Origin of the sequence: Flammeovirga yaeyamensis, from assembly GCF_018736045.1 — a bacterium.
Taxonomy (GTDB): Bacteria; Bacteroidota; Bacteroidia; order Cytophagales; family Flammeovirgaceae; genus Flammeovirga; species Flammeovirga yaeyamensis.
The window spans coordinates 129,916-156,834 of the sequence record NZ_CP076132.1 but is presented as its reverse complement, the minus strand read 5'-3'; the positions used below and the strand labels follow the sequence as shown (position 1 = coordinate 156,834).

At 35.1% G+C, this 26,919-nt stretch carries 16 protein-coding genes; 4 read left to right on the top strand and 12 right to left on the bottom strand.

Features of this window, described 5'->3' with window-relative positions:
* Nucleotides 1-22: 22 nt before the first annotated feature.
* Nucleotides 23-1,303, top strand: coding sequence for a YggT family protein (locus KMW28_RS00570; RefSeq protein WP_169665864.1), 1,281 nt, complete (start codon nt 23-25; stop codon nt 1,301-1,303).
* Nucleotides 1,304-1,417: 114 nt separating this feature from the next.
* Here the strand turns inward: KMW28_RS00570 and KMW28_RS00565 are convergent, their stop codons facing one another.
* The 6 genes from KMW28_RS00565 to KMW28_RS00540 form a co-directional block, all read right to left on the bottom strand.
* A complete protein-coding gene (locus KMW28_RS00565) occupies nt 1,418-2,149 on the bottom strand; it encodes an FkbM family methyltransferase (protein ID WP_169665862.1) in 732 nt (243 codons plus the stop codon).
* A gap of 112 nt (nt 2,150-2,261) precedes the next feature.
* Complete coding sequence (locus tag KMW28_RS00560; protein WP_169665860.1) at nt 2,262-7,130, bottom strand: DNA repair ATPase; 4,869 nt, start codon at nt 7,128-7,130, stop codon at nt 2,262-2,264.
* Nucleotides 7,131-7,148: 18 nt separating this feature from the next.
* Entirely contained in the window at nt 7,149-9,281 is a 2,133-nt protein-coding gene (locus tag KMW28_RS00555; RefSeq protein ID WP_169665859.1) for a flotillin family protein, read from the bottom strand.
* A gap of 165 nt (nt 9,282-9,446) precedes the next feature.
* Entirely contained in the window at nt 9,447-10,082 is a 636-nt protein-coding gene (locus KMW28_RS00550; protein WP_169665857.1) for an OB-fold-containig protein, read from the bottom strand.
* A 113-nt stretch (nt 10,083-10,195) separates the two neighbouring features.
* A complete protein-coding gene (locus tag KMW28_RS00545; protein WP_169665855.1) occupies nt 10,196-10,678 on the bottom strand; it encodes a tetratricopeptide repeat protein in 483 nt (160 codons plus the stop codon).
* Nucleotides 10,678-11,133 (bottom strand): nucleoside deaminase, encoded by a 456-nt coding sequence (locus KMW28_RS00540; RefSeq protein ID WP_169665853.1) that lies wholly within the window; start codon nt 11,131-11,133, stop codon nt 10,678-10,680. Before KMW28_RS00540 ends, KMW28_RS00545 begins: the two co-directional genes overlap by 1 nt.
* Nucleotides 11,134-11,479: 346 nt before the next feature.
* On the opposite strand from KMW28_RS00540, the gene KMW28_RS00535 reads away from it, so the two are divergent.
* Together KMW28_RS00535 and KMW28_RS00530 are read left to right on the top strand one after the other, a co-directional pair.
* Nucleotides 11,480-12,100 (top strand): RNA polymerase sigma factor, encoded by a 621-nt coding sequence (locus KMW28_RS00535; protein WP_066213363.1) that lies wholly within the window; start codon nt 11,480-11,482, stop codon nt 12,098-12,100.
* On the top strand, nt 12,060-12,320 hold the full coding sequence (locus KMW28_RS00530) for a hypothetical protein (protein ID WP_066211067.1): 261 nt from the start codon (nt 12,060-12,062) through the stop codon (nt 12,318-12,320). The genes KMW28_RS00535 and KMW28_RS00530 overlap by 41 nt, the downstream gene beginning before the upstream one ends.
* 100 nt (nt 12,321-12,420) lie before the next feature.
* Here the strand turns inward: KMW28_RS00530 and KMW28_RS00525 are convergent, their stop codons facing one another.
* From KMW28_RS00525 to KMW28_RS00500, 6 genes are all read right to left on the bottom strand, one after another.
* Nucleotides 12,421-13,551 carry an outer membrane beta-barrel protein gene (locus tag KMW28_RS00525; protein WP_169665851.1) on the bottom strand — a complete coding sequence of 377 codons (1,131 nt, stop codon included), beginning with the start codon at nt 13,549-13,551 and terminating at the stop codon, nt 12,421-12,423.
* The gene (locus KMW28_RS00520; protein WP_169665849.1) at nt 13,532-14,092 is read right to left on the bottom strand and encodes an RNA polymerase sigma factor; all 561 of its coding nucleotides are present in this window, start codon (nt 14,090-14,092) and stop codon (nt 13,532-13,534) included. The genes KMW28_RS00525 and KMW28_RS00520 overlap by 20 nt, the downstream gene beginning before the upstream one ends.
* A 373-nt stretch (nt 14,093-14,465) precedes the next feature.
* Nucleotides 14,466-16,247, bottom strand: coding sequence for a BamA/TamA family outer membrane protein (locus KMW28_RS00515; RefSeq protein WP_169665847.1), 1,782 nt, complete (start codon nt 16,245-16,247; stop codon nt 14,466-14,468).
* Entirely contained in the window at nt 16,219-21,600 is a 5,382-nt protein-coding gene (locus tag KMW28_RS00510; RefSeq protein WP_169665845.1) for an alpha-2-macroglobulin family protein, read from the bottom strand. Before KMW28_RS00510 ends, KMW28_RS00515 begins: the two co-directional genes overlap by 29 nt.
* A 161-nt stretch (nt 21,601-21,761) precedes the next feature.
* On the bottom strand, nt 21,762-22,628 hold the full coding sequence (gene porN / locus KMW28_RS00505) for a type IX secretion system ring subunit PorN/GldN (protein WP_066211077.1): 867 nt from the start codon (nt 22,626-22,628) through the stop codon (nt 21,762-21,764).
* Nucleotides 22,629-22,817: 189 nt separating this feature from the next.
* The gene (locus KMW28_RS00500; protein ID WP_169665843.1) at nt 22,818-24,599 is read right to left on the bottom strand and encodes a DUF349 domain-containing protein; all 1,782 of its coding nucleotides are present in this window, start codon (nt 24,597-24,599) and stop codon (nt 22,818-22,820) included.
* 489 nt (nt 24,600-25,088) lie between these two features.
* Between KMW28_RS00500 and ettA the strand changes: the two genes are divergently transcribed.
* Nucleotides 25,089-26,777, top strand: a complete 1,689-nt coding sequence (gene ettA / locus KMW28_RS00495) for an energy-dependent translational throttle protein EttA (protein WP_169665841.1) — start codon at nt 25,089-25,091, stop codon at nt 26,775-26,777.
* Nucleotides 26,778-26,919: the final 142 nt, after the last annotated feature.

Sequence of the window (26,919 nt, the reverse complement as noted above, 5' to 3'; positions counted from 1 at the left end):
CAAATATTAACCATCATATTTTATGTCTCTCTTACTGTACATTATCGTCTTTTTGTGTATTGTTTATAGTGTGTTGAGTATTATACCTCAACTATCCAAAAACTATCCAGTACTTAAACCCAAAATGGGCGGTCTATCATTTGTCGCGGCATTAGTTATTATGATTTCATCTAATGCCATTATGTGGGCAGAACCAGGATATCAGTACTTCGTGACTTATCCCAATGGTCAGAAATCAGCATTTATGTCAGAAGGTTATCACTTTACTTGGTTTGGTAAAGTTCAGCCTTGGAGTAAATACATCGATATCACTACAGAAGATGTAGAAGATGATGATAATTCATCGATGAAAGCTGTTCCAATTCGTTTTATCGACCAAGTAACAGCTTTAGGTTATCCTTCGGTTAGAGTTCAGATGCCAACTACTCCAGAAGATTTTATTGATGTTGCTGTGAAATTCAGATCTCAAGAAAATTTAGTGTCTATGACATTAATTCCAACGATCCGTGAACAGCTTGTCAATACAGCTTATATGTACGCAGCACAAGATTATATTTCTGGTGATGCACAATCTTTCCGTCAGACTTTTGAGGAACAATTGAAATTTGGTTCTTATGAAGTAAGAAAAATCGAAATGGCGGATACTCTTTTTGATAGTTCAATTCAGAAAAGTAATCGTGAGATCAAAGAGATTAGAAAGAAATACATGGTAGAGAAAATCGTGGATTCGAAAGGTCAATTCAAACGTATTCCAAACGAAATTTCTGATAACCATATCTTGATTTCTCAAGTAGTCTTACCATCCATCGACATGGAGTCTTCATTTAAAAAGCGTTTAGAAACGCAAAGAGATGAATCGGCGAAACGTCAATTGGAGATTCAAAGAATTGAAACAGCCAAAGCTGCTCAATCTCGTATCCTTGCAGAAGGTGAAAGAGATAAAGCGGAGGAAAGAGTAAAAAGAGAAAAAGAGCAAGTTTCAAGTTTGATTGCTATCGAAACACAATTGAAGCAAGAAGAAACTAACAAGAAGTTGGCAAAAATTAAATATGAAACAGCTCAATTAGAGGCGAAAACTGAAAAGGTAGTAGCAGAAACAAAAGCTTATGCCAACAAACAGTTAGTGAACTCTGGTCTTACTCCTGAACAAAAATCGTATTGGGAGTATAGAAAAGACTCTGTGAAATGGGCCAACATTAGTAAGATCAAATTGCCTGAGCAATATTTCTCAGGTCAAGGTAACAGTAAAGGAGGTGATCTTTTACAATCAATCTTAGCAGCTCAGATTGCCACTAAAAAATAGACCTTTCCCACTAACATTACTTACAGCGGTTAAATTATTGGTATTCTTTATCCTTCAAACCTGAGTTCGACGAACTCAGGTTCCTACCACTTTTCAACTTTTGGGAAGTGGTTTTTATTTTTCCCAAATCTGGAAATAATCTTCATCTAATTTTTTTGTAAACCCTAAATCAATCAGAATTTGTTCACATTCGTCTGCTTGTTCTTGAGTCAGAATATTATTGAAAGGATGTATCTCGAAATAAACACGTTTTAAACCTCCAATAAACTCCTTGAAATTAGAAAGCAATGGTAACTCTCCACCTTCAATATCCATTATCAAAGTATCGAATGTGACGTTAAACTGTTCTTGTAATTGTTCGGGAGTCACTCCTTCAATCTCTACTTTCTGACTCGTCTGAACATTGGCACTACTTTCAACAATCGACTTATTGATATTGAACGTTACTTTATCCTCAGAAGAAAGTATCTTATTGACAATTTGAAACTGACAGTTATTCTGATCTCTATTTTTTGTAAGGTGCTCAATTAAAAAAGGATTGGCTTCTACCGTAATATGATTTGCCGGATTGCCTAAAGTCTTATTGATAACACATGAAACCACACCAATACAACCACCTAGTTCAAGCACTTTTGCGTCTTGTGGTAAATATTGAGGTATAAATAATCTTTCTTGTTTTTCGTACCAACCTAAAGTAAAAGCGCCTCTAAAAAATCGGGTCGTAAGATCTTTCGGAACACTGTACGTATTTCCGTTTGCTTTGTATTCCTTTTGAATAAAATCAAAAATAAAACCTGCGATAAACTGCTTTATCGGTAAATATATGTTGAGAAGTAAAAAATTCATTTGTTCCTGTTTTGGGTAAAGATATCATTATTGTAAAAAAAGCGACACATTTCTGCATCGCTTTTTCTTTGATATTGATTTCTACGAATGATTTATCCGTTTACATCACCTATTATTTTACTATATAAATGATCTCTTTCTTTAAATCCTGAATTGCTTCAGTTATCTCTGATAAGTTCTCATTTAGTTTTTCTCCTTTCTGATCACCCAAGACATTCAAGGTATTTTTCTTTCTGAAAGTCTGCTTGATTTCGTTCCAACGTTCCAATTCCTCATCGGTTAGAATTTCAATCAGTTCTTTAAACTTCAGTAAGTTTTCCTCGGCAGCACTTGTTAGTGTCTGAGATTCGTTTTCGTAATGTGATACCACTAATTCCAATAACTCTTCTTCGTTCATGATTGGCGATAACTTTTCGGCCAACTTATTCATGTTACGATATGAGCCTTGTAATTTAAATGGTGGTTCTACACGGTAAGCATCGTCTTGAGCAGCAGACGAAACGTACGTTTGATTCACCTTTAGAATCACACTCTGAACAAATAACAATTGTCGGAATACCTTAATACTTTCTTCTTTCTCATCGGTAGAAAGGTTAACCTCTAATTCAAGGTCTTGAAGATTATCGTTCTTCACTGCACTCACTAATGCATATAAATCTTTCTTAGGGTAATTCGACCATTGAGAAATGAACTGATTGGACGTCATACAATTTTCTATATAACTTAGTTCGAAAGCGGTTTGTGTGCTACCAATCACCTCACCAAGATTGTACGTATCAGCACGGTTGGCCAACATGTCTGGAATCTGGAATTTATCACCTGATTCTGTATATGGGTTACCCGCCATGATTACGCAGAAGCGTTTGCCTCTGAAATCATACGTCTTGGTATTTCCTTTATACACCCCTTCAATCTTTCTCTGTCCATCACAAAGTGAGATAAACTTCTGAAGAAATTCTGGATGACAGTGCTGAATATCATCCAAGTACAACATCACGTTGTTCCCCATTTCTAAAGCGATACCTAACTTTTCCAACTCTTCACGAGCCGTCGCATTAGGTGCTTCTTCTGGGTCTAATGAGAGCACTTGATGCCCAATCGATGGTCCGTTAATCTTCATAAAGATCAAACCCAGACGATTGGATATGTATTCCATTAATGTAGTTTTACCATAACCCGGAGGAGAAATTAGTAAAAGAAGTCCCATCAAGTCGGTTCTTTTTTTATCCCCTGCCGCACCAATTTGTTTGGCGAGGTTCTCTCCTATTAACGGTAAATACACATCGTTAATCAAACGGTTTCTTACGAAAGAAGACAATACCCTTGGCTTGAACGACCCTAACTTAATATCATCGACAAACTCTTTAAGTAATTCTTTTTTCTGATCAACATACAACTGATATTTTGGTAAATCTACCGTAATATGTTCTTTCAGACGTTGATTAAAACCATAGAAATCTAGGGCATACTGACCATTATTAATGATACGGTGATCTCCCAATAAACCTTCCAAAGAAGTGGTCGGTTTCACAGAATGTAATGTTCTATCTGATTTAAACTGTGGAGCGATCAATAAAATGGCTTCATAAATATACTCTTGATAATTGCCTCCAGCATTATCAAATGCTTTGGATTGAATGAGAGTTTGGACACCTATCTCCAAGAAGGCAACCACTTTCTCCCACTCTTCTTTCCATTGATTCAATTGATTTTCAAATTGCTCTTTTTGATTCTTAGCAATCAACAATCGATCAAATTCTTTAGCAATATGATTGGCCTCTTCACTTATTTCAAAATAAGGGAAATTGATAATATCAAATAGACAATCGGCAATATCTGTGGCATCAAAAGTATCATTCAACTGTAGCTTAGAAAGTGTTTTCTCAGCATAAGGAACAATGTATTGAAGGATATTATCAGCAGATGCTTTTTCCGAGAAGATGGAAGTAAACATCGATAAACCTTCCGACCATTGTTTTACTTTAAGCTGTTCTGCTCTTGGCAATTCTTTCATCCATAACAATTGAGCAATTGCTCTCTTTTTGGAAGGATGACTTAATGTCCCAAGTTCATTTTTTAAAGCTACGAAGGATTGAATGATCTTTACGGCATCCAAATCGTGAATACCCTTAAGGTAACCTTCACTTAAAGAAGCACCCATTCTTTTTTGAACTTCAGCTAAAAGATCTTCCTCATTGATATCGGCAAGTGCTGTGGTATCTCCCTTATAATCCTCATGTATGATCTGATACGCTAAATACTCTGCTCTATATACCGCATCTGACTCAGAAGAAACACTCATTTGCCAAACCTCTTGCGTATTTTGAAGTTCATCACTATCGATCAACTCAAAAAAGTCAGTACCTATCAAATGATAATAAAGAGATCCATTTCTTTCGACAATAGATGCTTTTAGATCTTGGGTACTTACTGCAAAAGAATGCTTACCAAAACGAATAAAGCCAGGACCATCAACATTCAGTTCATTCTTATCTCTTAACTGACGGACAGCTTCTTTTTGTGCATTCTTTAAAGCACCAAGAATCTCTTCCGCTTTTGATGTTTCTCCTAACTCATCTAATTCTTTTGAGGTATCTCTTAGTTTTTCTATCAGTAAATCAGTGGAGAAATAAGCTACCAACTGATCTTCTTTCTCCATCTGTTTCGACTTCGATAAGATCGATTGAAGGATACGTTCGGCTGAATTCCTCAAACGCATCACCTTTCTATTCCTTACCTCTTCTAATTGAATTTTCTTGTTCTCGAAAGCTTCTGAAACTTCAATTCTTTTTGATTCTAATTGATCGGCAAACTCATCGAAATCAGAAAACTTACCTTCTAGTTCTTCTATTTGAGCGGAAAGCTTACTGAGGTAGTCTTCACAATCTTGAGGAGTGACACAAATATCTAGGAAAGAAGACACCGACTGTTCCAATAGACGGTACTGAGCAGTAAACTCTGCCTCTGCCTCCACTTTTCCTAATTGATTCTTCTTCTCTCGAACCTGTGCTTGCACATTATTTAAAGAAGAGAACAGATTAGAAATATTGTTGATGATATCTGCCGTCTGCGTCGCATCTTTGATTTTTAAATTAGAAACCGTCTCAATGAGAAGTTCTAATTCTTTTCCTAAATCAGTGAGTTCTTCAGATAAAGCATCGATATCTACCGTCTTTTCTACTTCAGGTAAAGCCGTCTTCGTTTCCTCTATTTTATTGATAAAGGCCGTTAATGAATCGTCCTGAAGCAAGAATCTTGTACAGCGTTCTCCTAACTTTTCAGTTTGTTCTTTGAGCTTCGTTTCCCATTCCTCTATTGGAGGTAATTCGATATATTTTACCTCTTTTAAAGAAACTGCTTGTCCACGAAGTGCTCTGAGGTTAGAAAGTGCCTTAACGTATTCACGTACGTTTTTGTAAGTTCCCCTTTCGGTTTCCCTTAGCATTTTCAGACATGCAGCATCAAACGTTGATTGTTGTTCGAGTGCATGGTTTTTCTGACGACTTACTTTCTCGTATTCCTCAATGGCAGCAGAAGAAGTATCAGCAATTTGCTTTACGACCTCGCTTATTTGATCTGTTTCCTCTCTTTCAAGCCATGGAAAGAGGTCTAAAGTAGTATTACACTCTTGGAGAATATCAGTATATAAGCCCATATAGTTATCGGGCTTATTAATTAATACATAGATATTTTTTAGAAGAGCAACCGCTTTAACAATCTCTTTATTTCCAATTTTGGCTAAGTAATTATCACTTTCAATATCCTCTTGAACAACATCTGTATCTATAAAAGGTGTTTGAAGGATTTGAAGGTTATGCACTTTTCTCGGTTCTTCATCCGATTTAAAGTACACTAACTCACCATTACTGAAAAGTGAATATCCATTACATTTTAATGGAGGTTGGATACTTTGCTCAATCACATTATAAGAAAGCAAAATATATTCGCCCGTCTCTTTCTGATAAAAAACAAAAAGATAATCTTCCCCATTCGGAGCGATAATCCTTTTCTTGAATAACCAGTCTTTTTCTTGAGACTCAAATATCTTGTGCTCTCCATTCTGAAGATAATAACCATTAGAGAATACGATACCTTGTTCTTCTGGCAAAAGCACACAAGAATTAGAAATAGCATTGACTCTAATTGCCGTTTTCAACTTTTCATTATAGACAAAATACCTCCACTCCTTTTCTCTGTAAGGAAGTATTTTCAATAAGATCAGATTACCTAAATCGGCATAATGAATTTCTCCATCTTCAAGACGTTGATCTTTTTCTTCTACTTCTTCAGCAAGAATACCTTCACCGTCTTCTGTATTATCTTCAATTTTAATGGTTAGATCACCACCTACAGTTTCTACAAAAACTTTATCTAAAATAGAAACATGAGGGTGATTCCCTTCCCTGAAATCATTACGTCTTGTTTTTACCCATTTAAACTCGTGTTGAGGAGGAAAAACAACTTCATGATCACTTCGTGCATCAGCATACTGAAGTTTTCCATTCGTTAAAACCCACTTAAACGCTTTAAAGCTTTTAGAGGACTGACTCGTGAGGAATAACATGTAAATGTTGTTCCCTATCCTGAAAAACTGAGAGAATTTCGTTTCTCTATTGTACTGATACAGTTCTTTAAAGTCTTTTAAAAACGTTTTATCACCAATAAAATCAAGTGATTCGTTTTTAAAAGTATGTGCGTCTGGATCATAGGTATAAATACTGAACACATCCGAGAGGTTCATTTCATTCCTTAATCCTAACTGCACATTATATCCAAAAATAAACGTATGCCCAATTGGAATCATGTCCCTTGCTGCACAGTTATTTTCGGTCATCAATCTTTCAGTAGCGATAATTTCTATCTCAATCGAACCAAAAAGATCTTTTCTTAAACCGTTTAACTGATCGAACTTTTCTTTCAGCTCGGCTCCATTTTTATGGAGCCGTTGCTGTAGAAGTTCATAAGTTCCTGACTCTAACATATAAAAAGGGTTTGGACATTATTTTAAAAACTTACCGGCTGCAAGTGCTGCAATACCTGTTTGTTCTGCTGTGACTAATGCACTGTCCAACCATGTTTTAGATGTTTCGTCTTTCGACATCATTTTCATATGAGAAAGCAAACCTGCTACGCTCAAGTTTTTGATATCTTCTGTTTTGATTCCAAATTGATCGATCATTCCTTTCACTTTGGCAATCACATTTTTTCCGTCTGAAGAATCCAACAAGTTATCTTTCACCTCAGTGGCCACTTCACTTGATTCAAAGAAGTTATCTACAGCATCACCCATAGAGATCGATTTGATGATTCTATCGTACACTTGAGTTTCACCACCAACAATCTTAATATCACTATTCTTCATAGCTTCAGCCATTACAGAAGATTGTGTTTGAGCGTATTCTTTTTGTACCTCGAACTGTGCTAATTTCAAGTCTCTCTCTTGGTTCAGTTTCAATTTGTATTGCTCCATCTCACGGCTCGCATTATCCATATGCGTTAATGCTTTTGCTTCCGCTTCAATTCTTTGTGCTTCTACAAGTGCTTTTTGCTCCAATACTTTCGCTTCAGCTAGACCTTCTAATTCGATAGCATGAGATTTTTTCTCCATACCTTCCGCTTCAGCGATCATTTTCTTACGAAGGATTTCAGCTTCTGCTTCACCTAACTGAACATTTGCTTTTGCTTGTGCTTCCGAAGTGCTTTCGATGTAAGCTGCTTCAGCCTCCGCTTCTCTTTCACGAGCCACGGCCGCTGCTTCTTTAATCTGAACTTCCGCAAAGCCAGAAGTTGCTTGTTCTTTTACTTTTGCTTCTGCCAACGTCTTAATTGCCGCTGCTTTTTGATTTGATGTTTCAAAATCTGCTGCCGCTTCAATTTTCTTTTGTTCAGCCAATAATTTAGCCGCTTCTTTTTGTGCTTCAGCTGCTTTTAATTCAGCCATCAAGTTCTCCTCTGCTTTTTGCTCAGCTAAAGTGATCGCCACTTTCTTTTGTCTTTGTGCTTCAGAGAATGCCTGAGTGTCTTTGATTCTTTCTTCTTCTTCAACTACCGACTTCTGAACAGCCACTCTTTCCTTGATGACATCTTGGATATCACGTTTCTGCTCTTCTACTGTCTTTTCTTTATCGATTTGTGCTAACTCAACAATTTTATTTTTCTCTGTTTCTGCTAACAATCTTTCTCTATCGATTTTTTCGTTTTCTAGTGCTTCAGTCTTCTCAATGATTTTCTTTGCTACTAGAACTTCTCTCTCTTTATTCTTTTCTTGAATTTCGATTTCTTCTTCCGTCGTCAAACGAGCCTTTTCAGATTTCAATCTTTCTTCCTGAACGATTGTTTCTGTAGTTGCTTTCTCTTTTGCTTTCAGCGTTTCGATTTCTCTAATCTGACGTTCCTCGGCTTCCACTCTTTGCTTTTCTAAAACAAGAACTGCTTCTTCTTTTTCAACATCTTGCTTCTTGATCTTCTTCTCTTCTTCGTTTTTGATCAAGTTCGCTTGGATCTTTTGAGTTGCCGTTAAATCAATGATTTTTTTGATACCTTCTGCATCTAGAATATTATCTGGATCTAGGTGATCAATTCTTGTTTGCTCTAAATAGTCAATAGCACAGTCATCTAATACATAACCGTTCAAGTCAGTACCAATAATATCGATGACTTCTTGTTTCATTTTCTCTCTTGAAGTGTACAATTCAATAAAGTCGAAGCGTTTACCGATTGTTTTTAATGCTTCTGAGAATTTTGCTTCGAACAATGATTCAAGTAGTTCTTTATCAGATGCTCTTTCACAACCAATAGTTTGAGCAACTGTAGCAATATCCTCAGTATTGTTATTCACTCGGATAAAGAAAACTACTTTGATGTCTGCTCTAAGGTTATCTTGACAAATCAAACCTTGTTTACCCTCTCTACTAATTTCGATACTTTTAAGAGAAACATCCATTCGTTCTGCTTTGTGGATTACTGGAATAACCAATCCACCTTGAGTAATTACTCTTAATCCATTCATACCCGTTCTAACCAAAGCTTCTCCTTGAGGTACTTTTTTATAGAATGATACAATGAATCCAAAGATTCCAAAAATAACTAGGGCTATAATACCTAGAACCGTTAAAATGATTTGAGTATCCATTTTTTAATAATACATTAAGTTGTTGTTGTTCTTATCGGTTTAGAATAGATCATTTGAGTTTGCTTGATTTCAAAAAAATTATCCTAAAATTTTCAGTCTAAAAATTTCCAAAGAACAGTTTAATTATGATTAAGTGTTTAATAATTTTCTTTTGAAGTTTGCTTGCTAAAGCGTTTGTACCAAATAACATTTTTGATCGGTGTCGTACTCAACAACAATTGCTTCTTCGCCCTTTTCAATAGGTAACCCATCAGATGATTTGATATATACTTTTTGTTCTCCACTTCCCACCCAGATAGAAATTTGGCCTTTGTGGCTTTCTGATGCTCCTAAAAGTACTTTGCCTCTTTTTCCAATTATTTCTCTATCTTCTTCCTCATTTAGTTTTCTAAATAAAGAAGCAAAAGGGAAGGCAATATACCTGGTTAAAAATATAGAAAGCACAATATTAGGTATAGCAGTGCCTAATGCCATAAGGGGTGAAAGTTCAAAAATATAATGATTAAATAAGATTGAAAACAACCACATCAGAGTAAAAAGAACTGTAAAAATCAACATTACAGGGACTATCCCTACATGAAGAAACTGTAATACACCCTGAAAAATACCCACAGAAGAAACATCTGTATCTAGATCCGTGTCTACATCTAAATCGATATCATTATCTAAATCTAATTGCACATCTAGAAAATCTGGTGTAATTGCCCCAATGATCACATTTAGCCAATAGATAATACATAATATCAATAAAAAAGTATAAGGTAAATTTATCAGTTTGATAGATTCGTTCAGTAATTCCATGCTGTGGTGTTATAGTTGTTTGCTTACTACTATTTAATGGTCCTAATTTTTTCAGATCATTAAATTAAATAAGAAATAGTTAGCTAATAGTTAATATACGTAAAGCATTGAAATTAGTTGAACTTTTGATCAATAAAATTGAATGCATCTTGAGCTTCTTTCTCATTAAATTTGCTTAGAGATTCCGCTAATTCTTTACACTTAGGTTCTCCTCCAAACATAGCAGGAGCATTTCCATAATAACGAAGTAATCCCCAATGTGCAGGAACGTGTTGTGGGTCAAGTTCTAAAGTTTTCTCAAATGCTTCTTTAGATTTTGGAGCAATACTCATCAGTTTCAAGATGTTTGCTCCTTTGGCTTGTTGCCCTAAACTAGCACCATAATAATAATGGTAATCCGCTTCCGTCGGATAGTCTTTCCTTAAAGCTTCAAAAACAGCTTCCGCTTCTTCATTTTTCCATTGACCTAAATAACATAGCCCAAGAAGTTCTCTACCTTTTTGTTCACCTTGGTAAGCATTCAATTGATCTTCTAGACCATCAAATTTTTCTTCTTTTAATTTATTCTCTATTTCCAGAATCAGATCCTTTTCCATTATTTTTTTCTTTTTAATCTCAGCTGTTTAAAAAAGTCCATTATTAACTGATGACACTCTTCTTCTAATACACCTGTAGTATATTTCGCTTTCGGATGGGCTAATTTAGAAGAATATGCATTAAATCCACGTTTTTCGTCGGATGCACCATAAACAATTCTTCCAATTTGAGCCCAAAAGATGGCTCCTGCACACATAGCACATGGCTCAATAGTTACATACAAAGTACAATTTTGTAAATGTCTACTTCCTAAATAATTTGTTGCCGCAGTAATCGCCAACATTTCCGCGTGGGCTGTTGGATCATTTAGTTTTTCTGTCTGATTATACCCTTTTCCAATCACTTTTCCATCTGCAACTACCACTGCTCCTACAGGAATTTCACCTTCTTTAAAGGCTTCTTTTGCCAGCTCAAGTGCTAGTCTCATGTATTGATTATCATCCGATAAAATCATATAAAAATTGTACTATTCTAATTTTACAAAAATTCTACTACTCGATTTCATAGTGATTGACCAATGTGATTATTCAAATAAATAATTGCACTAATCTTTGTTTATGATTGATTTTCAAACACCTCAATCAGTTCACTTAGATGAATGTACACAATTTTTCGATGAACAGTGCTTTTCCTTAGATAAAGAAATTTGAATATTATTAATATTTTCAAACATTTACATTAAGCAATTTATAAAGCTTACTACTAATAATTGAAGACGCGAACTATTTGTATTTTTTCAAAAGTTATCACAATGCGTTTACAATAAGCAATATATTATCAACGTTATAACAATGCGAGGCATGAACAATTATACTCTTTCAGACCAAGAATTAATATCGCAATATCTAAATGGAAGCGAAGCAGCATTTGAGCAACTATTAAATAAGTACAAGAACAAGCTATTTACTAGTATACTCCTTATTGTAAAAGATGAGTTTGTTGCAGAAGACCTTTTGCAGGATACATTTATCAAAGCCATCAAAATGATCCGTGCAGGTAAGTATAATGAAGAGGGAAAATTTATGCCTTGGATTTCTCGTATTGCTCACAATATGGCGATTGATCATTTCCGTAAGCAGAAAAGATATCCTACAATTGTTATGGAAGACGGCAGCAGTGTTTTTGATACTTTAGATTTCTCTGAAAATTCTATCGAGGACCAAAAGATCTTAAAAGAAACACAAGCTAATGTAAAAGCATTGGTTGACCGTTTGCCAGATTCACAACGTGAGGTATTAGTTATGCGTCATTATATGCAAATGAGTTTCCAAGAAATCGCAGACTCTACAGGAGTAAGTATTAATACTGCTTTAGGTAGAATGCGTTATGCCCTCATTAATCTTCGCAAGATGATGGAGCAACAAAGTGAAAACGCTAATTATGCAATTAGACAAAAAACAACTCACCAAAGAGCGTCTTAACAAATCAGTATTATTAATTTATAATAGTGATCAAGACATTCATTTCTCAGCCGATGAACTTGAAAAAGTTATGTCTGATCCAAATTGCGAAAAATTTGTGAACGATAGTTTGCAAGTAAAACAAACGTTGAATAAACTCGAATTAAAGCCTCGTTCTAAAACGATAAAAAATATAATGGAGTTTGCCATGAAGGCAAACGATGAAGATAATTCTAATTGATAAACTAAATTGCTCGATAAAAAAGGCTACCGTAATGGTAGCCTTTTTGCGTTTGTCTGTTTCAATTCAATTTATTAATTCAAGTCTTATAACCTGAGTTCTATATGATATTGTATTTTACTCCCATATTAAACGTTAGTACGCTATTACTAGAAGTAATTTCATTCGACTGACTGTTCTCCAATAACTGACTACCATAAGTAGTTCCTAAAGAGATAGAAGCTTTTGGAGCTATCTTATAGTTTAAAGAAGCACCTACATTGGCAGAAATATTTGCTGTATTTCCAACCGCACTTCTCATCAAATCATTTTCGATAACACCACCACCTTCTACTTTTTGATCGATAATAATGTCAGCGGCAACGCCAGCAAAAACATCTAAATCTAATTTCTTATTCATATTGATGGTATACCCCACATTTACTGGAATAGAAAGTTGCTTCTGCTCAACTGATATGTTTTGATCGTTCACACCTGCATTGATAGAATATTGAGCGTATCTCGCTCCTAATTCTACGAAAACATTATTATCCATTTTGATACCCGTTATTACTGCAATTGTAGGGGCTGTAGATTTTCCAGCAATGTCCTTATGATTGTATCTCATATTAGGATCAATTTGCGTTCTACCCGCTTCAATTTTTAGGTATTTCTTATTTTTCTTTTTCTTTTCGATGACAGAAGGTGACTGACGAGCCATTAATATTTCATCAGAATAATCTTTAGGATTACTATTTATCTGACCTAATTCTGAATAATAAACTTCTTTTTCGGCTGATTTAATAACACCTTTCATTTCCTCTTTTTTTGCTGTATAAAAAGGATTCACTTTAGTGTTGATAATTTCTTTTGAAGGAGCAATGTATTTTTCTCTTAGTAATTCTAATGCTTCAGCACTTTCATCTATAGATGAGATAAAAAAGTCTGTTGGAAGCATAGATGCTTGATAAACATTTCTATCTGTAGTACTATAAGAAATAGATCCTATATCGTAATTCGATTGGATCGGCATTTCATTTTTTACCAAGAAACTTGATAGTAAACCGAAAGTGATAATCGCAGCGGCCGCTCTAAAGATGTTAAACTGATTTTTCTTATCATTTATTTTATCAACTTCCTCCTCCAAATCATCCCATAGATCTGTAGGTGGAGTTATTGATAACTCTTCATCCTTGAAAGCATCTGCCCATACCTTATCAAATTCATCTCTTTTATCCTCTTTCTTTTGCATAGCTATATCTTTCAATTTGAGATTCTTCAATCATGGCTTTCATTAATTTTCGAGCCCTAGCAAATTGAGACTTTGAAGTACCTTCTGTGATACCCGTCATTTCTGCAATTTCCTTGTGCTTATACCCTTCAATTGCATAAAGGTTGAAAATCACTCTGCAGCCATCAGGTAGTTTTTGCAATAATTTCAGCAATTCCTGAAAACTATAATCGTGTAATGCCATCGCTTCTTCTTTCAGATCATACATATCGTTTACATCCATCATTGGATATAGATATAATTTTGATCTTTGGAAGTTGATCGCCGTATTGACTACAATTCTTCTCATCCAGTGTTTTAGGGATGACTCGTTCCTAAACGTACCAATGTTCTTAAATATCTTGACAAAGGCCTCTTGTAGAATGTCCCTCGCATCTTCTTCGGTTTTAGCATATCGATAAGATACAGCCATCAATACACCACTGTATTGTTCATATAGCTTTCTTTGAATACGCTTGTCACCGTTTCGACATCCTTTGATTAATAATTCATCTTCTAACATGTGGAGTAGGTGTTTAAATTCCTGTAATGGACTAAAAAGTTTTATCAGTACACCTTAATTAAATTGACACTTTTATATCATATTCGAATACCGTTAGTAAATACATAGATAGAGAATATGTTCTTTGATTATTGTACTGAATGAATTAAATGTTTTGCCTATACTTCTTGACACACGATTTGAACAATCCGTCTAAAAAATATATTCTACAATGTAAGTAAGTAATTTTAAACACTGATAATAAGATAGTTACATTTTCATTATTTTCACATCAATTAATATTTGAAAGCGTACACAGTGTTAATTCTGATTAAAATACGAGGTAAATGTTAAATTGATTTTTTCCTTTTAATCTTTATTAAAAATTTATCTGTTAAAATACCCCTATAAAACCAAAGTGTATTTTAGCTAATTGAGTACTAAATGGAATCTGATTATTTCTTCCTAATGCATATGCTATAGAAAATATGCCTGTTTTAGTTTCTAGACTTGCTCCTGCTCCAATTCCTACAGGTACATCAATAACATCGTTTTGCCCTGTAATGCTAATATCAGAGAATAAAAAGAAGTAAGAATTTCCACCCATGTTGACTCTAGGTTCAAAAGTGAGTAGAACATAACGATCCACAAACAATTCACCTTCTAAAAAACCTCTCACCGAATTGAAACCTCCTAAACGATACAATTCATTTAAAAAAAGCTTGTCCGCAATCATTTGTGCAGCGTCCAACTTTAAATAACCATCAATCCATTTTGTGATACCGAAGTAAGACTCAGCTGTAAATTGCCAATCAAACATCAAAGATTTTTCAGAAATCCCTTCATAAACGCTTTCATCAAACGATGGATTAAAAATAATCGTTCGCTGTCCTGCACTTCCTTTGAATCCAATCTTCCATCCTCTTCTTGGAAAAAGTAAATCATCTAAATTTACCCAATCATACCCTAAAGAATACAAGGTACTTTTCGTATCATTTAGTGTATCAACCGCTTGTTCATCTAACTCTCTTAATAAGCGACTGCTCTCCCATCTTGCTCCTAATTTAACGGCTCCGTTTACTCCAACTCTTCTTTTCAACAATACCTCATTGGAGACTCTAATAAATGTAGAATCCTGAATTTGTAAATTGATATTGTAGCCTACATCCATTTGAGTTTTAAAAAAACGAGGGTGTTCATAGCTTCCTTTAAACCATTGAGAATGTTGGTCAGGCTTTTTCCAATCGATAAAAAATCGTTTTCCAGTACCAAAAGGATTTTGTAGGTCTAATAATACTTGACCAGTCACCAAAACTCCTCCATCATCCGACTCATTAGGTGCAAAGCCAATTAAACCATCTGCTCTACTTGCTCTTCGTTTCTCTAAAGGAATTTCTACCATTGCCCTGCCGTATTCAAAGACAACATCAATCGTATCTTTTAGTTTTAGATAAGAGGTCTGCTTGATAATAGATTCAGCCCTTTCAACATTTTTCTGACTGAAAGGTTCTCCCTTTTTTAAACCTAAATATCGTTCGAAAAACTTTTTCTGTACCCCGAGTGGTTTCTCTCTCTTTACAATCAAAGTATCAAATACTACTTGATCTCCAAGGTCTAGATTTAAATTTGCATAGAGATCATTTCCTTTAAAATGAAGAGAATCGGTCCATACTTTTGTAAAGGGATAGCCTTGGTTTTCATAATATTCAACTACTTGAAACTTGGCTCTTTCCAACTCATTAGGCAATACTTTTTTAAACTTGGAATTCCCTTTCCAGTACCTACTTTTTAATATCTGATCGCTAACTTTTTGGGTATTGATATAAATATGATCGTATTGCGGGCCTAAATATATTGTATAAGTAAATGTGTCTTCTGTTTGCTTGAGGGTATCAATGGTACAGAATAAATATCCTTTATTTTTGGTGGCTGTTAAGGTAGAATCAACAAATTGATATAACTGAGTGGTATCTCTAAAGAATAGATTTGGTTTGTTGTTAATTGGAGATTTTTCGGAAGCATCACTCACCTCCCATTGTAATTTGATATTGTTTTGGGCATTTACTGCAATACTGCTGAATAGCAATAAAAGTAGAGCAAATTGCTTTGCTCTACTTTTAAAGATCATTTGATATATACTTTGCGTACTATTCAACTTTAATTGTTTTTGCTCCATGATAAGAATGGTAAGCTCCATTATACATGGCGTCTGCACTTACAGGTCCCTGTTTAAATGTTCCTTTACTTACCGCTCTTACAACATAATAGAATTTCTTCTCTTTTACATCTGCTGTTACGAAGAAGTTAACTCTATCGTCTCTAAAATCGACATGTTCTGGATACGCAGCTTTCTTTTGTGTCCAATTCAAACCTGGAATATCACCTAAACGCGGATTTTCGATTTCAAAACCTGCTGGTAACATATCTGTCACTACCACGTTTTCCACTCTAAGTTTTGACGATTGTAAGGTTACTTCAATAACGATTAGATCGTTTTGCTTGAAATTAGAAGAAGTAATTTGTGTACCGTTTCTGTTAAAGTACTTTCTTCTCACTTTTAAACCTTTATCCTCTTCTACATATCTACCTGTAGTATTTAAACCTTCTATTTCCCAGAAATAATACAGTTCTCCACTACCAGTTGTTTTAATGCTTACTTCTTGGCCTACAACATCAGAAGAAGTTAAGATAAGATCTTCTCCATCTGTATTCCCTACCGTCTTACCATTATTCACCACTTGAGCTGAAATAGATTGTTGAGAAGCCTTTTTCAAGACTTTGCCTAATGCCATTAACCCAAATGCTCTTTCTTGAGTCGACATATAGGTCTCCGATTTCATGGCCTCAGATAATTCTTTCGTAAGAACACCTACTTGACCATTTTTCGGGTCTGTCTCTATCAATGAATTTAAGGCTAAACCTAAATCCCGAATTCTAGATGAGAAACTTCCTCCAAACTCTTTCTCCTGATCTCTATTTTCAAATGCTTTTGGTAATAATAATCTATACGATTGCTGATCGCCTACTCTTAAGAAAGTAGTGGCTAAAAGATATAATGATGAGTTATCTAAACTAGCCTTATGCTTTTTAAAATAATTCATTGTAGAAACATCTGCATGTCCAGATTCTGCAATAACATAAAGAGCATATAAACTTGTCTTATTAAACACCTCAGTTCTTGTTCTAGAGCCATTATTATAGTAGTAATACCCATGCTTCTTTTTATTGGAAGCTAGTTTTCGAACATAGGCTAATAGCTTTCCTAAAACAGTACCATCAACATCGTATCCTTGTTTCTGAGCTTCTAACAAGAAATGAGCGGCATAAACAGAACCATACTCACTTACATAAGATCCGCCTTGCCAGTACGAAAGTCCACCAGAGTACATCTGCATACTTTGTAGCTTCTTAATGGCCTCATTGATATTATAATCTACTGTTCCTTTATTGTTTGTCTTATTGAAACGGTCAGCCAATTCTCCTAAATACAACTGAGGGAAAACTGCTGATGTCGTTTGTTCAACACAACCATAAGGGTAACGTATCAGATAGCTTAGGTCTTTTGAGAAACCAACAAGAGGTGATTTAGAAATTAATAATTTCCCTTTAAGTGATTTAGCGATATAGTCTTCCTTCAAATCAATAGTAGTAGATTGACCTCCTTTTATCACACCATCACCGTCCGATTTCAATAAACCAACAGATGCTCTAACATTAATGTTTGTCGATGATATAAAGTCTTCATTATTCACTTTAGCAATTACGACTACTTTGCCTTCACCTATCGTCTGATCAGCCATTAATTTGAACTGAACCATCTTTTCAGAATTGGCCGGAATAGTTACACTACCAAGGTTATCTTTTTCAACTTTTACTGCTCCTTCTACCTTCAACTTGGTAGAAACCGTCATAGGCTTATCTGTTGTATTGGCCAACATAATAGTCGCATCGTTAACATCAGATGGACTTAAGAACCTTGGTAAAGCAGTACTTAATACTAATGGGTCTCTCACTTTCATCGGTTTATCTGCACTACCAAAAGCATTACCTTTTGATGCAACTGCCATCACTCTCAATTCTCCTGAGAATTCTGGGATATCTACTGTATAGTTTACTTTACCATTTCTATCTGTTTTTAGCGTGCCCGACCAGAAAGAAACTAAATTCACTCTATTATTGACCATAGGGTTGGCTCTGGCACCCAAGTTGGCCATATCGGAACCAAAACTGCTTGCTTGTTTTCTGAACTGCATCACTTTAGGATACAAGTCGTACGTCTGAACATTTAAGGCTCTATTTTGATAGAAGTACCCAAAAGGATCTGGAGTCTTATAATTCTTAATCTGAAGAATACCTTCATCAACCACAGCTACTGTTACTTCTACATCTTCTTCTTTGTTTGAAGTTTGTATTTCTATAGTTTGAGAAGTTCTAGAACGACTCACCTCAGGTGCAGTGATCTTTAATTGAAGATCTCTATCTGCATCTTTTACTTTAATTGAAGTAAAACCATGTGCTACTGTTAACGGAAGTTCATTGTCCTTAGCTCCCTTAATTAAAGTAGCTGTGATAAAGATATTTGGTAGATGCTCATCTTTGATTGGAATCTCTAAAGAAGCCATCTTATTGTTCGTATCAATTACTTGATGCGATATCACATTATCTTTTTCGATAGTGACAAGTAATTTTCCTTGGAAAGGCGTTTTGAATAAAACTTTCGCTTTATCTCCAACGATATAAGTATCATATTCAGGTTCGATCAACACTCTTCCTTCCTTATCCACTTCGAACGCAGTACTTGATACATCACCCCATCCATAAGCATAGTAATCCATACTAGTATATGTACTCGCCCCAGGAAGTGATACTCTCACTTGATATTTTCCAGAGTGTTTAGGGAAGAAAGAATAAACTGAATTACTGCCTAATTTCATTTTCTTGGAATCTACCAAAATCTCTTTATATCTAGAGACATAACGGTAACGGTTATTGTATGATCTTTCCATTGCAGAGTGCCACTCGTAACGGTACAACTCTACCTTAACCTCTGCATTGTTTACCTTTTTCTGATTCTTATCAATAGCGATTAAAGATATTTCATTATTCGCTCTCGTTTTGATATAATGATCACCATACTTAATACCCAAATAATAGGGTTGAGTAGAAATTTTAGCAGTATTCAATCGTCTTACCGGTCTTCCAGTTTCATCAAAAACAGTGGTATATACTTTAGCCGTAAGTAATCCGCTATTTTTTAAATACTTCGGAAGAAGGAAAGATTCTTCTAAATTACCCTGCTCATCTGTTGATCCATTTCTCAGGTGATTATCAAGATTTAAGGATACCTTACCATCAATATTGAATTTATATTCTGTATAGTCCTTTGCTACCATATTCAATCTTGATAATGAAAGGTCGACCTCATAGTTTCTATTTGCAGCAGGAGGACCAAACATATTCAATACTTGTGAGGAAGCTTTAATATTTTCAGAAACTTCATAAGTGTCTTTATCCAATTCTGCATTTACCTTGATTCTATCCGGCATAAACTCCTCGACACTTATTCTCTTAGAAGCTAAGATGATGTTGTTTCCTGTAGTCACCTCAATGCTATAATTACCCGTAACGGAAGCATCCATCAATTTTACATTTCCTTCAAAAGAACCGTCGTTATTCAGCTGTGCTCTTTCTGTCTTTAATAGATTTCCATCAGGTAGATATATATTGACTAAAATTGGTTGTTGTACTACTTCCCAATCTTCGGTTCTTACAATAGTTTTATAATAAATCGTTTCTCCAGGGCGGTACAGATTTCTATCACCATATATAAATGCCATTAAATTTGAAGAATTAGAATGTCTACCACCCACTTCATAACGAGAAGTTGAAATTCTCGATTGTTGGAAGTTCATGTAGTTAAAATCATTGCCTTGCTTGGCAAAAATCATGTTGATATCAAATCCCTTAGCATGTTGATCTAAATCTGTAAACTTTGCAACACCATCCTTATCGGTAGTAAGCGTATAAACTTCTTGGTTATTTTGTGATACTAGTGTGATTTCTGTATTTGGCATTGGAGAAGCATCTGCAATTGAATTTGCCAATACCAACATTGAATTTTTTCCTTCTTTCGCTATCAAACCAATATCTGATATTGAAATCATCTTACGTGCTAGAAGATATCTTTCTTTAGAACTTCTAACTTCTACAACATACACTCCGCTGAACTTGCTTTCATCTAAGAAATCTAGAGATAGTGTTTTTACATAACCATTCGATTTCATGCTACTTACCTCCACATCATGGTTTGAGAAAATTTTATCACCTAACCTTCTAAAATTAGGTCCATAATAAGAGTAAGAACTTTCAGTGTATAGACTGTTATCGTCGAAATAAGTAAAGAGGTTGTTTTTGTATACTTTATAGACGTCTACGTCTACTTTCGGTACGTTTACAATTTTAAGATCTACCGACTTATCACTTTTTGGAGAAAGATACACCGACTTTTTATCTACAAATGAGATTAAAGGATCGATGTTTCCGAAAATAACCGTTTCTCTTACTTTATCTTTTAACGGAGTATTAAAAATACCTTTGATACCAGTATATAATTCAACAGTATAATCATAACCCAATTTGAAATTACCTTTTAGTTTAATTCCATCATTTAGTTTTTCTACCTCATAGCTAACTTTTGGTGTAATCCTAATCTGAGATTTAATGTTTTTTATCTCAAGTTCTTGATTCGATTTGATGATAATACTTAAGTCATCGTCTTCTACATGAGCAGAAACAGAATTAATTTTCAATTCATTTACCTGAGGAATAAATCCATTAGCTTGAATTGAATAATCGGTTTTATTATTCTTAGTGATATTCACCCCTTTCCCAATTTCAATGGAAAGAGCCTGGTTTTTAGAAGCAGGAGAAACATTCGTTAGTTTAAAAGTAAACTCATTCGTTTCACCTGAAGTGATTAATTCTGTGTTTATTTTCTTTTTGTCTTTATCCTTCACTGTTATTTTTTCAGCAAGGCTCTTCCCATCAAGAAAATAATTGAATTTTAATATTAATGTAGGAGTTGGTTTGCCACCTGAGATCTTTGACCATGCCCCTAAAGACTCAACCACTTTTAGGTCCTCTGTTGCAAAAGAATAAGATAATTCTGTATTCTTTAAATTAATTCCTTCTTTAGCTAATGCCTCTTCTGATAGCTTTAAACTGTATTTTGTACTTGGTTCAAACCCTAATTCAGGTGAAAAAACTAATGTGTTTTTAGCCGTCCACTTGTATTGTCCTTTTACTTCTGGAGTAATAGTAAAATAATTGAGGTCTTGAGTTAGCCATTCACCTGTTTTATCTTCAAGGATACTTTTGGTAAATGTAAAAGTGATATTTTGCTTTGTTGAAATGCTCTCGGTAAAGTTTTTATATGCTATGCCGTCACCATTGCTTGAGCTTGAATTTGTATTACAAGAAAAAATACCTATCAAAAGAGATAAGTAAATCAAAAAGTTAAGTTTTTTCATGTTAGTTGGTTTATGTACTTACCTATATCCTAATAAAAATATTAGAATTAGTTCAGGTAATTAAATTCAGAATACAAATTACAAAAAAAGGTCATACCTTTTGGCATGACCTATTCTTAAATTTCATTCAAAATATCATAACATAATAAAATGATATATTATTAATACTCCCACAATAAAGCTTCGTACTCCATTAACTTATATACTGCTTCTTGTGATTGATATAAAGACTTCATGTCGTTACCATACATCATGATAATCGAATTATCTTGAGGGTTTTCGAATTTGATTAAACGACCGTCCCATAACTCTAAAGCGAAAGCTTCACCTAAATTTCTATGTTGTGCTGGGTTTACTCCATTATACCATATAGCATCAGGGTCTTTTACTAAGCTCCCATCTTCTGCTTTTGTATGAAAAACATTATCATTTAATTCTCTAAACGAGAACGAACCCAATACAATATCAATTCCCTTTGGATTCTCTTGTGCAGGAATGATTAAGTTGACCGCCACCAAATCATTGTACATTTTTGATCGACGCTTATCAAAGATTCTGTCCACTTTTAATTCAACCACCCATAATCTTGTCGGATCATACTCATCACCCGGTTTTTGACCATTATCTTTATTGATAGTAATGCCATTTACATCTCCCCAAGCAGCATCATCATCCTCGTACTCATCATCACTGTTAACCGTTTGAGGAATAATTAAACGCTGAAGAAACTCTTCTTTCGATATTCTATTTTCTAAAGAATCGCTAGAATAAGGAACAATTCTATCGTTCTTAACCGCATCAATAATAACACGAGTTACTTCGTGATTTCTTGCGAAAAAGCCATTATTAATTTTTGTTCCCAAGTTCACTCTATACCAAAGTGATTTCTTCCACATCATCTCATAATTCTGAATGTCCATCATTGAGTGTGGATTACTAAGGGTGTCCGCCAACTGAGCTTGTGCTGATAGTGCAGAAGATAAAATAAGGCTTATAAAAAGAATTCTGAATCTATTTATGTTTTTCATTTCGATAGTGGTATCGTGAAGTATAAAAAATAATAGTAAAATATCATGCCATAAATTCCACGATGTAATTTGATAAAGAAATTAGGTCTATTTATTTAAATAACTGATTGTAAAGATAATATAGTTCATTAAAATAAAAAAAAGGTACTTTGAATATTTCAAAGTACCTTTTTATATGCTTTATAAAGACTACATAGCTAACAATTTATCCTCTAATTTTTTAAGGATACGTTGTTTTGTCTTTAACTTGTTCACATAGTTGTTTCTCTCTTGGTACAGGGCATAATTCTCAGAATTTTGCTCAGCTGCAGCTGAAGAAAGAATTGAAGAATACTTCGCATTGAACTCAAATAGATCTTGCTCATCCTTACGGATTGATTCTCTTAGAATATCCAATTTGATTTTCAATTGTTCGAAGTCAGATAAGCTATACAAATCTGGCTCTTCATTTTTAGCTGTACGCTCTAAGAAGTGAGATTCGAAGATTTCGTTACAAACGATACGGAATCTTAAGTTCATCTCTTTATCTTCTTGAGAAGGCTCTTTACCTAAAGATTTCCATCCATTTTGTAATTGCTTAATGTTAGCAATATTGAATGGTGCTCCGTCTGATAAATACTTCTCAGCAGTATCTAGTAAGTCTTTTTTAGACTGACCTGGAGTCTTTTGTGGAGCCATGTCTCTTGTGCTATAAGCTGGACGGTCTTGTCCGTAGCTTTCGCGTTGTTGGTAATTACCACGTTGTTGGTATCCACCACGATCGCCGCGATCTTGATGTCCACCTCCGTATCCACCGCGATCTTGCTGACCGTAACCACCACGTTGTTGACCACCTCCGTAGCCACCGCGATCTTGTTGACCGTAACCACCACGTTGTTGACCACCTCCGTAGCCACCGCGATCTTGTTGACCGTATCCACCACGTTGCTGGTAGCCTCCGCCACCACCACGTTGTTGGTAACCGCCGCCACCGCCACGTTGTTGGTAACCGCCGCCACCGCCGCGTTGTTGGTAACCACCGCCACCACCACGTTGCTGACCGTATCCGCCACCACCGCGTTGTTGACCGTATCCACCACGTTGTTGGCCGTATCCGCCACCACCGCGTTGTTGACCGTATCCACCACGTTGCTGACCGTATCCGCCGCCACCGCGATGTTGTCCGTAACCTCCTTGGTCACCGTTTAATGTACCAAAGAACTTAGCAGTTTCACGTTTGAAGTCACTACCTAAGAAGCCCATTTTCTTTTTAGGCACCATTGGTACGTTTCTCCAATCTTCCTGTATTTTCTTAACGTCATCTACGAATTCTTGACCACCACCATTACGGTTGATACGTCTTACTTTAATTAATAAAGCTTCGTATTGATCGATACTTTGTTCATGTAATTCGTTTTGGTGAGCATAGAATTGTGTTCTATTTTGGTAGAACTCATCCATAGCAGCATTGAATTTCTCAGACAATTGCTCTTCCATTTCTTTGTGAGCAGAACCAGTCTTAATCCAGTTCATTTTAATGTCTTTGAAACGTAGAGAAGCGTTTTTCCAATCTGTACTACCTTTCCATTCTTCAGCTTCTTTTAAAAGAGCATTCTTAATTTCTAGGTTTTTGTCTCTGTTGACTGCAATGTACTCATTGATTTCATCTTCTAGTACATTGATAATTTCATAAAGTTCTGTGAAATCGCCAAGACCATTGAATGAGGCTAGGTAGGTTCTCATGTGAATAAGTTTCATCAAGAAAGAACCTTTGTTCTCTGCTGTTTTTACAGCTTCTTGAACCGCTAAAACTTTTTCAGTCACCATCTTAAATCGGTCAACGAAGTATTGTAAACTTTCTTCGTCGCTTTCTCTTACTACACCGATTTCTCTGTCTTGGAAGTGGTAATATCCTCTTAAAAATACTTTACCATCTTGTACATAGCCGTACTCTGTAATGTCCTTGTGCTCGATAATTTGGGAATCTGACATCGCTATTTCGCTTGTTTGATTAAATGATAATAAAAGCTGTTGATTAATTATTAAACTAAATTGGTGAAGGATTATCTTAAATAATAGGGCCATCAACGACTTGCCGTATTAAATAGTAAATGATCAACGTTTACACAAATGAATGATCAATAGTTCTGATAGTCTCTTACAAACCTAATATTATGTTAATGATTATTAATACTTATATAATTTGGTACAACAATAAAATCTATAGATTCTAATATTTTAATGATTAATACTTTGTCTTAGTAAACAACTAAATGAACGTTAACAATTTTCACTAATGATATAGTCTATTAGTCTTTATTCAATAAAGTTATGAATTCGAATGCAAAATGCTATGATACTTTCTGTTTTGCAAATTTTTATTGATTAAATACATGTAATTTATTAGTATTTAAACATTTCATTCATTTAGTTTTACGTAATTAGCATAATTAAAGTTCAAAATATCATTTTAAATTATATATGAGCAACAACAACGAAACCATTATCTTCTCGATGGCGGGCGTCTCAAAAGTGTACCCTCCAAATAAACAAGTACTTAAAAACATTTACTTATCCTTCTTTTATGGAGCTAAAATTGGTGTTTTAGGTTTAAACGGTTCTGGTAAATCTTCCCTTCTAAAGATTATTGCAGGGGTAGATAAAGAATATCGTGGTGAGGTTGTTTTTTCTGACGGTTATAGCATTGGTTATCTGGAACAAGAACCACAATTAGACCCTGAAAAAACAGTCAAAGAAATTGTTCAGGAAGGAGCACAAGAGACTGTTGATCTATTACAAGAATTTGAAGAAATCAATTTAAAATTTGCTGAACCTGAGATCTTAGAAGATCCGGATGCAATGAATAAATTAATCGAGCGTCAGGGAGAAGTTCAAGAAAGATTGGATCACCTTGATGCTTGGGAATTAGATAGTAAATTAGACAGAGCAATGGACGCGCTTCGTTGTCCTCCTGAAGACCAAAAAGTAGGTGTTTTATCAGGTGGTGAGAAACGTAGAGTAGCATTGTGTAGATTATTATTACAAGCACCAGACGTTCTTCTTCTTGACGAACCGACCAACCACTTGGATGCGGAATCAGTATTCTGGTTAGAACAACATTTACAACAATATGCAGGTACTGTAATTGCCGTTACCCACGACCGTTATTTCTTGGATAATGTTGCAGGTTGGATTCTTGAGTTGGACCGTGGAGAAGGTATTCCTTGGAAAGGTAATTACTCATCTTGGTTAGACCAAAAACAAAAACGTTTAGCGCAAGAGGATAAGAAAGAAACAAAACGTCAGAAAACATTAGAACGAGAGTTGGATTGGATTAGAATGTCGCCAAAAGGTAGACATGCTAAACAAAAAGCTCGTTTGAACTCATACGAAAACTTACTAAACGAAGAAGCGAAGGAGAAAGAACAAGAGTTGGAAATCTATATTCCAGCAGGACCTCGTTTAGGTAATAAAGTAATTGAAGCAAAAGATGTAACGATGTCTTTTGGTGATAAAGTTTTATACGAAAACTTAAACTTTACTTTACCTCCTGCAGGTATAGTTGGTATTGTTGGACCTAACGGTGCTGGTAAAACGACTCTTTTCAAATTGATTACCGGACAGTTACAACCTCAAAACGGTACTTTCGATGTAGGTGATACTGTAGAAATCGGTTATATCGATCAGGAACACGCTTTGATGGATCCAAATAAAACTGTTTGGGAAACCATTTCTGAAGGAAATGAATTGATGGAAATTGGCGGAAAACAAGTCAACTCTAGATCATACGTTTCAAAATTCAACTTTGCTGGTAACGATCAGTCGAAAAAAGTAGGCGATCTTTCTGGTGGTATGAGAAACCGTGTTCAGTTAGCTATGACATTAAAAGCGGGATCTAACCTTCTTCTTCTCGATGAGCCTACCAACGACTTGGACGTAAATACAATGAGGGCTTTAGAGGAAGCATTAGAAAACTTTGCTGGTTGTGCAGTAATTATTTCTCACGACCGTTGGTTCCTTGATCGCTTAGCTACTCACTTGTTAGTATTCGAAGGTGATTCAACTGTAAGATACTTTGAAGGTAACTTCTCAGAATATGAAGCAAAAAGAAGAGAAGAAGTCGGCGATATCACACCAAAAAGATTGAAGTACAAGAAACTTATGAAATAGTTTTTTGGAGCACAATTCGATAGGATAAAAGCTTTTTTTACCTGTCTGAGGTGTTAAACTTATAAAAGATGCTTCGATTACACTTCATTAGTAATCGAAGCATTTTTTTTCCTCCGAAAAGACTTTATTTTTGTAACTAGAA

What these genes read in the sequence shown, in the direction of transcription:
- KMW28_RS00570 (WP_169665864.1), top strand. Translation starts at nt 23, where the DNA reads ATGTCTCTCTTACTGTACATTATCGTCTTTTTGTGTATTGTTTATAGT.
- KMW28_RS00565 (WP_169665862.1), bottom strand. Translation starts at nt 2,149, where the DNA reads ATGAATTTTTTACTTCTCAACATATATTTACCGATAAAGCAGTTTATC.
- KMW28_RS00560 (WP_169665860.1), bottom strand. Translation starts at nt 7,130, where the DNA reads ATGTTAGAGTCAGGAACTTATGAACTTCTACAGCAACGGCTCCATAAA.
- KMW28_RS00555 (WP_169665859.1), bottom strand. Translation starts at nt 9,281, where the DNA reads ATGGATACTCAAATCATTTTAACGGTTCTAGGTATTATAGCCCTAGTT.
- KMW28_RS00550 (WP_169665857.1), bottom strand. Translation starts at nt 10,082, where the DNA reads ATGGAATTACTGAACGAATCTATCAAACTGATAAATTTACCTTATACT.
- KMW28_RS00545 (WP_169665855.1), bottom strand. Translation starts at nt 10,678, where the DNA reads ATGGAAAAGGATCTGATTCTGGAAATAGAGAATAAATTAAAAGAAGAA.
- KMW28_RS00540 (WP_169665853.1), bottom strand. Translation starts at nt 11,133, where the DNA reads ATGATTTTATCGGATGATAATCAATACATGAGACTAGCACTTGAGCTG.
- KMW28_RS00535 (WP_066213363.1), top strand. Translation starts at nt 11,480, where the DNA reads ATGAACAATTATACTCTTTCAGACCAAGAATTAATATCGCAATATCTA.
- KMW28_RS00530 (WP_066211067.1), top strand. Translation starts at nt 12,060, where the DNA reads ATGCAATTAGACAAAAAACAACTCACCAAAGAGCGTCTTAACAAATCA.
- KMW28_RS00525 (WP_169665851.1), bottom strand. Translation starts at nt 13,551, where the DNA reads ATGCAAAAGAAAGAGGATAAAAGAGATGAATTTGATAAGGTATGGGCA.
- KMW28_RS00520 (WP_169665849.1), bottom strand. Translation starts at nt 14,092, where the DNA reads ATGTTAGAAGATGAATTATTAATCAAAGGATGTCGAAACGGTGACAAG.
- KMW28_RS00515 (WP_169665847.1), bottom strand. Translation starts at nt 16,247, where the DNA reads ATGGAGCAAAAACAATTAAAGTTGAATAGTACGCAAAGTATATATCAA.
- KMW28_RS00510 (WP_169665845.1), bottom strand. Translation starts at nt 21,600, where the DNA reads ATGAAAAAACTTAACTTTTTGATTTACTTATCTCTTTTGATAGGTATT.
- porN (WP_066211077.1), bottom strand. Translation starts at nt 22,628, where the DNA reads ATGAAAAACATAAATAGATTCAGAATTCTTTTTATAAGCCTTATTTTA.
- KMW28_RS00500 (WP_169665843.1), bottom strand. Translation starts at nt 24,599, where the DNA reads ATGTCAGATTCCCAAATTATCGAGCACAAGGACATTACAGAGTACGGC.
- ettA (WP_169665841.1), top strand. Translation starts at nt 25,089, where the DNA reads ATGAGCAACAACAACGAAACCATTATCTTCTCGATGGCGGGCGTCTCA.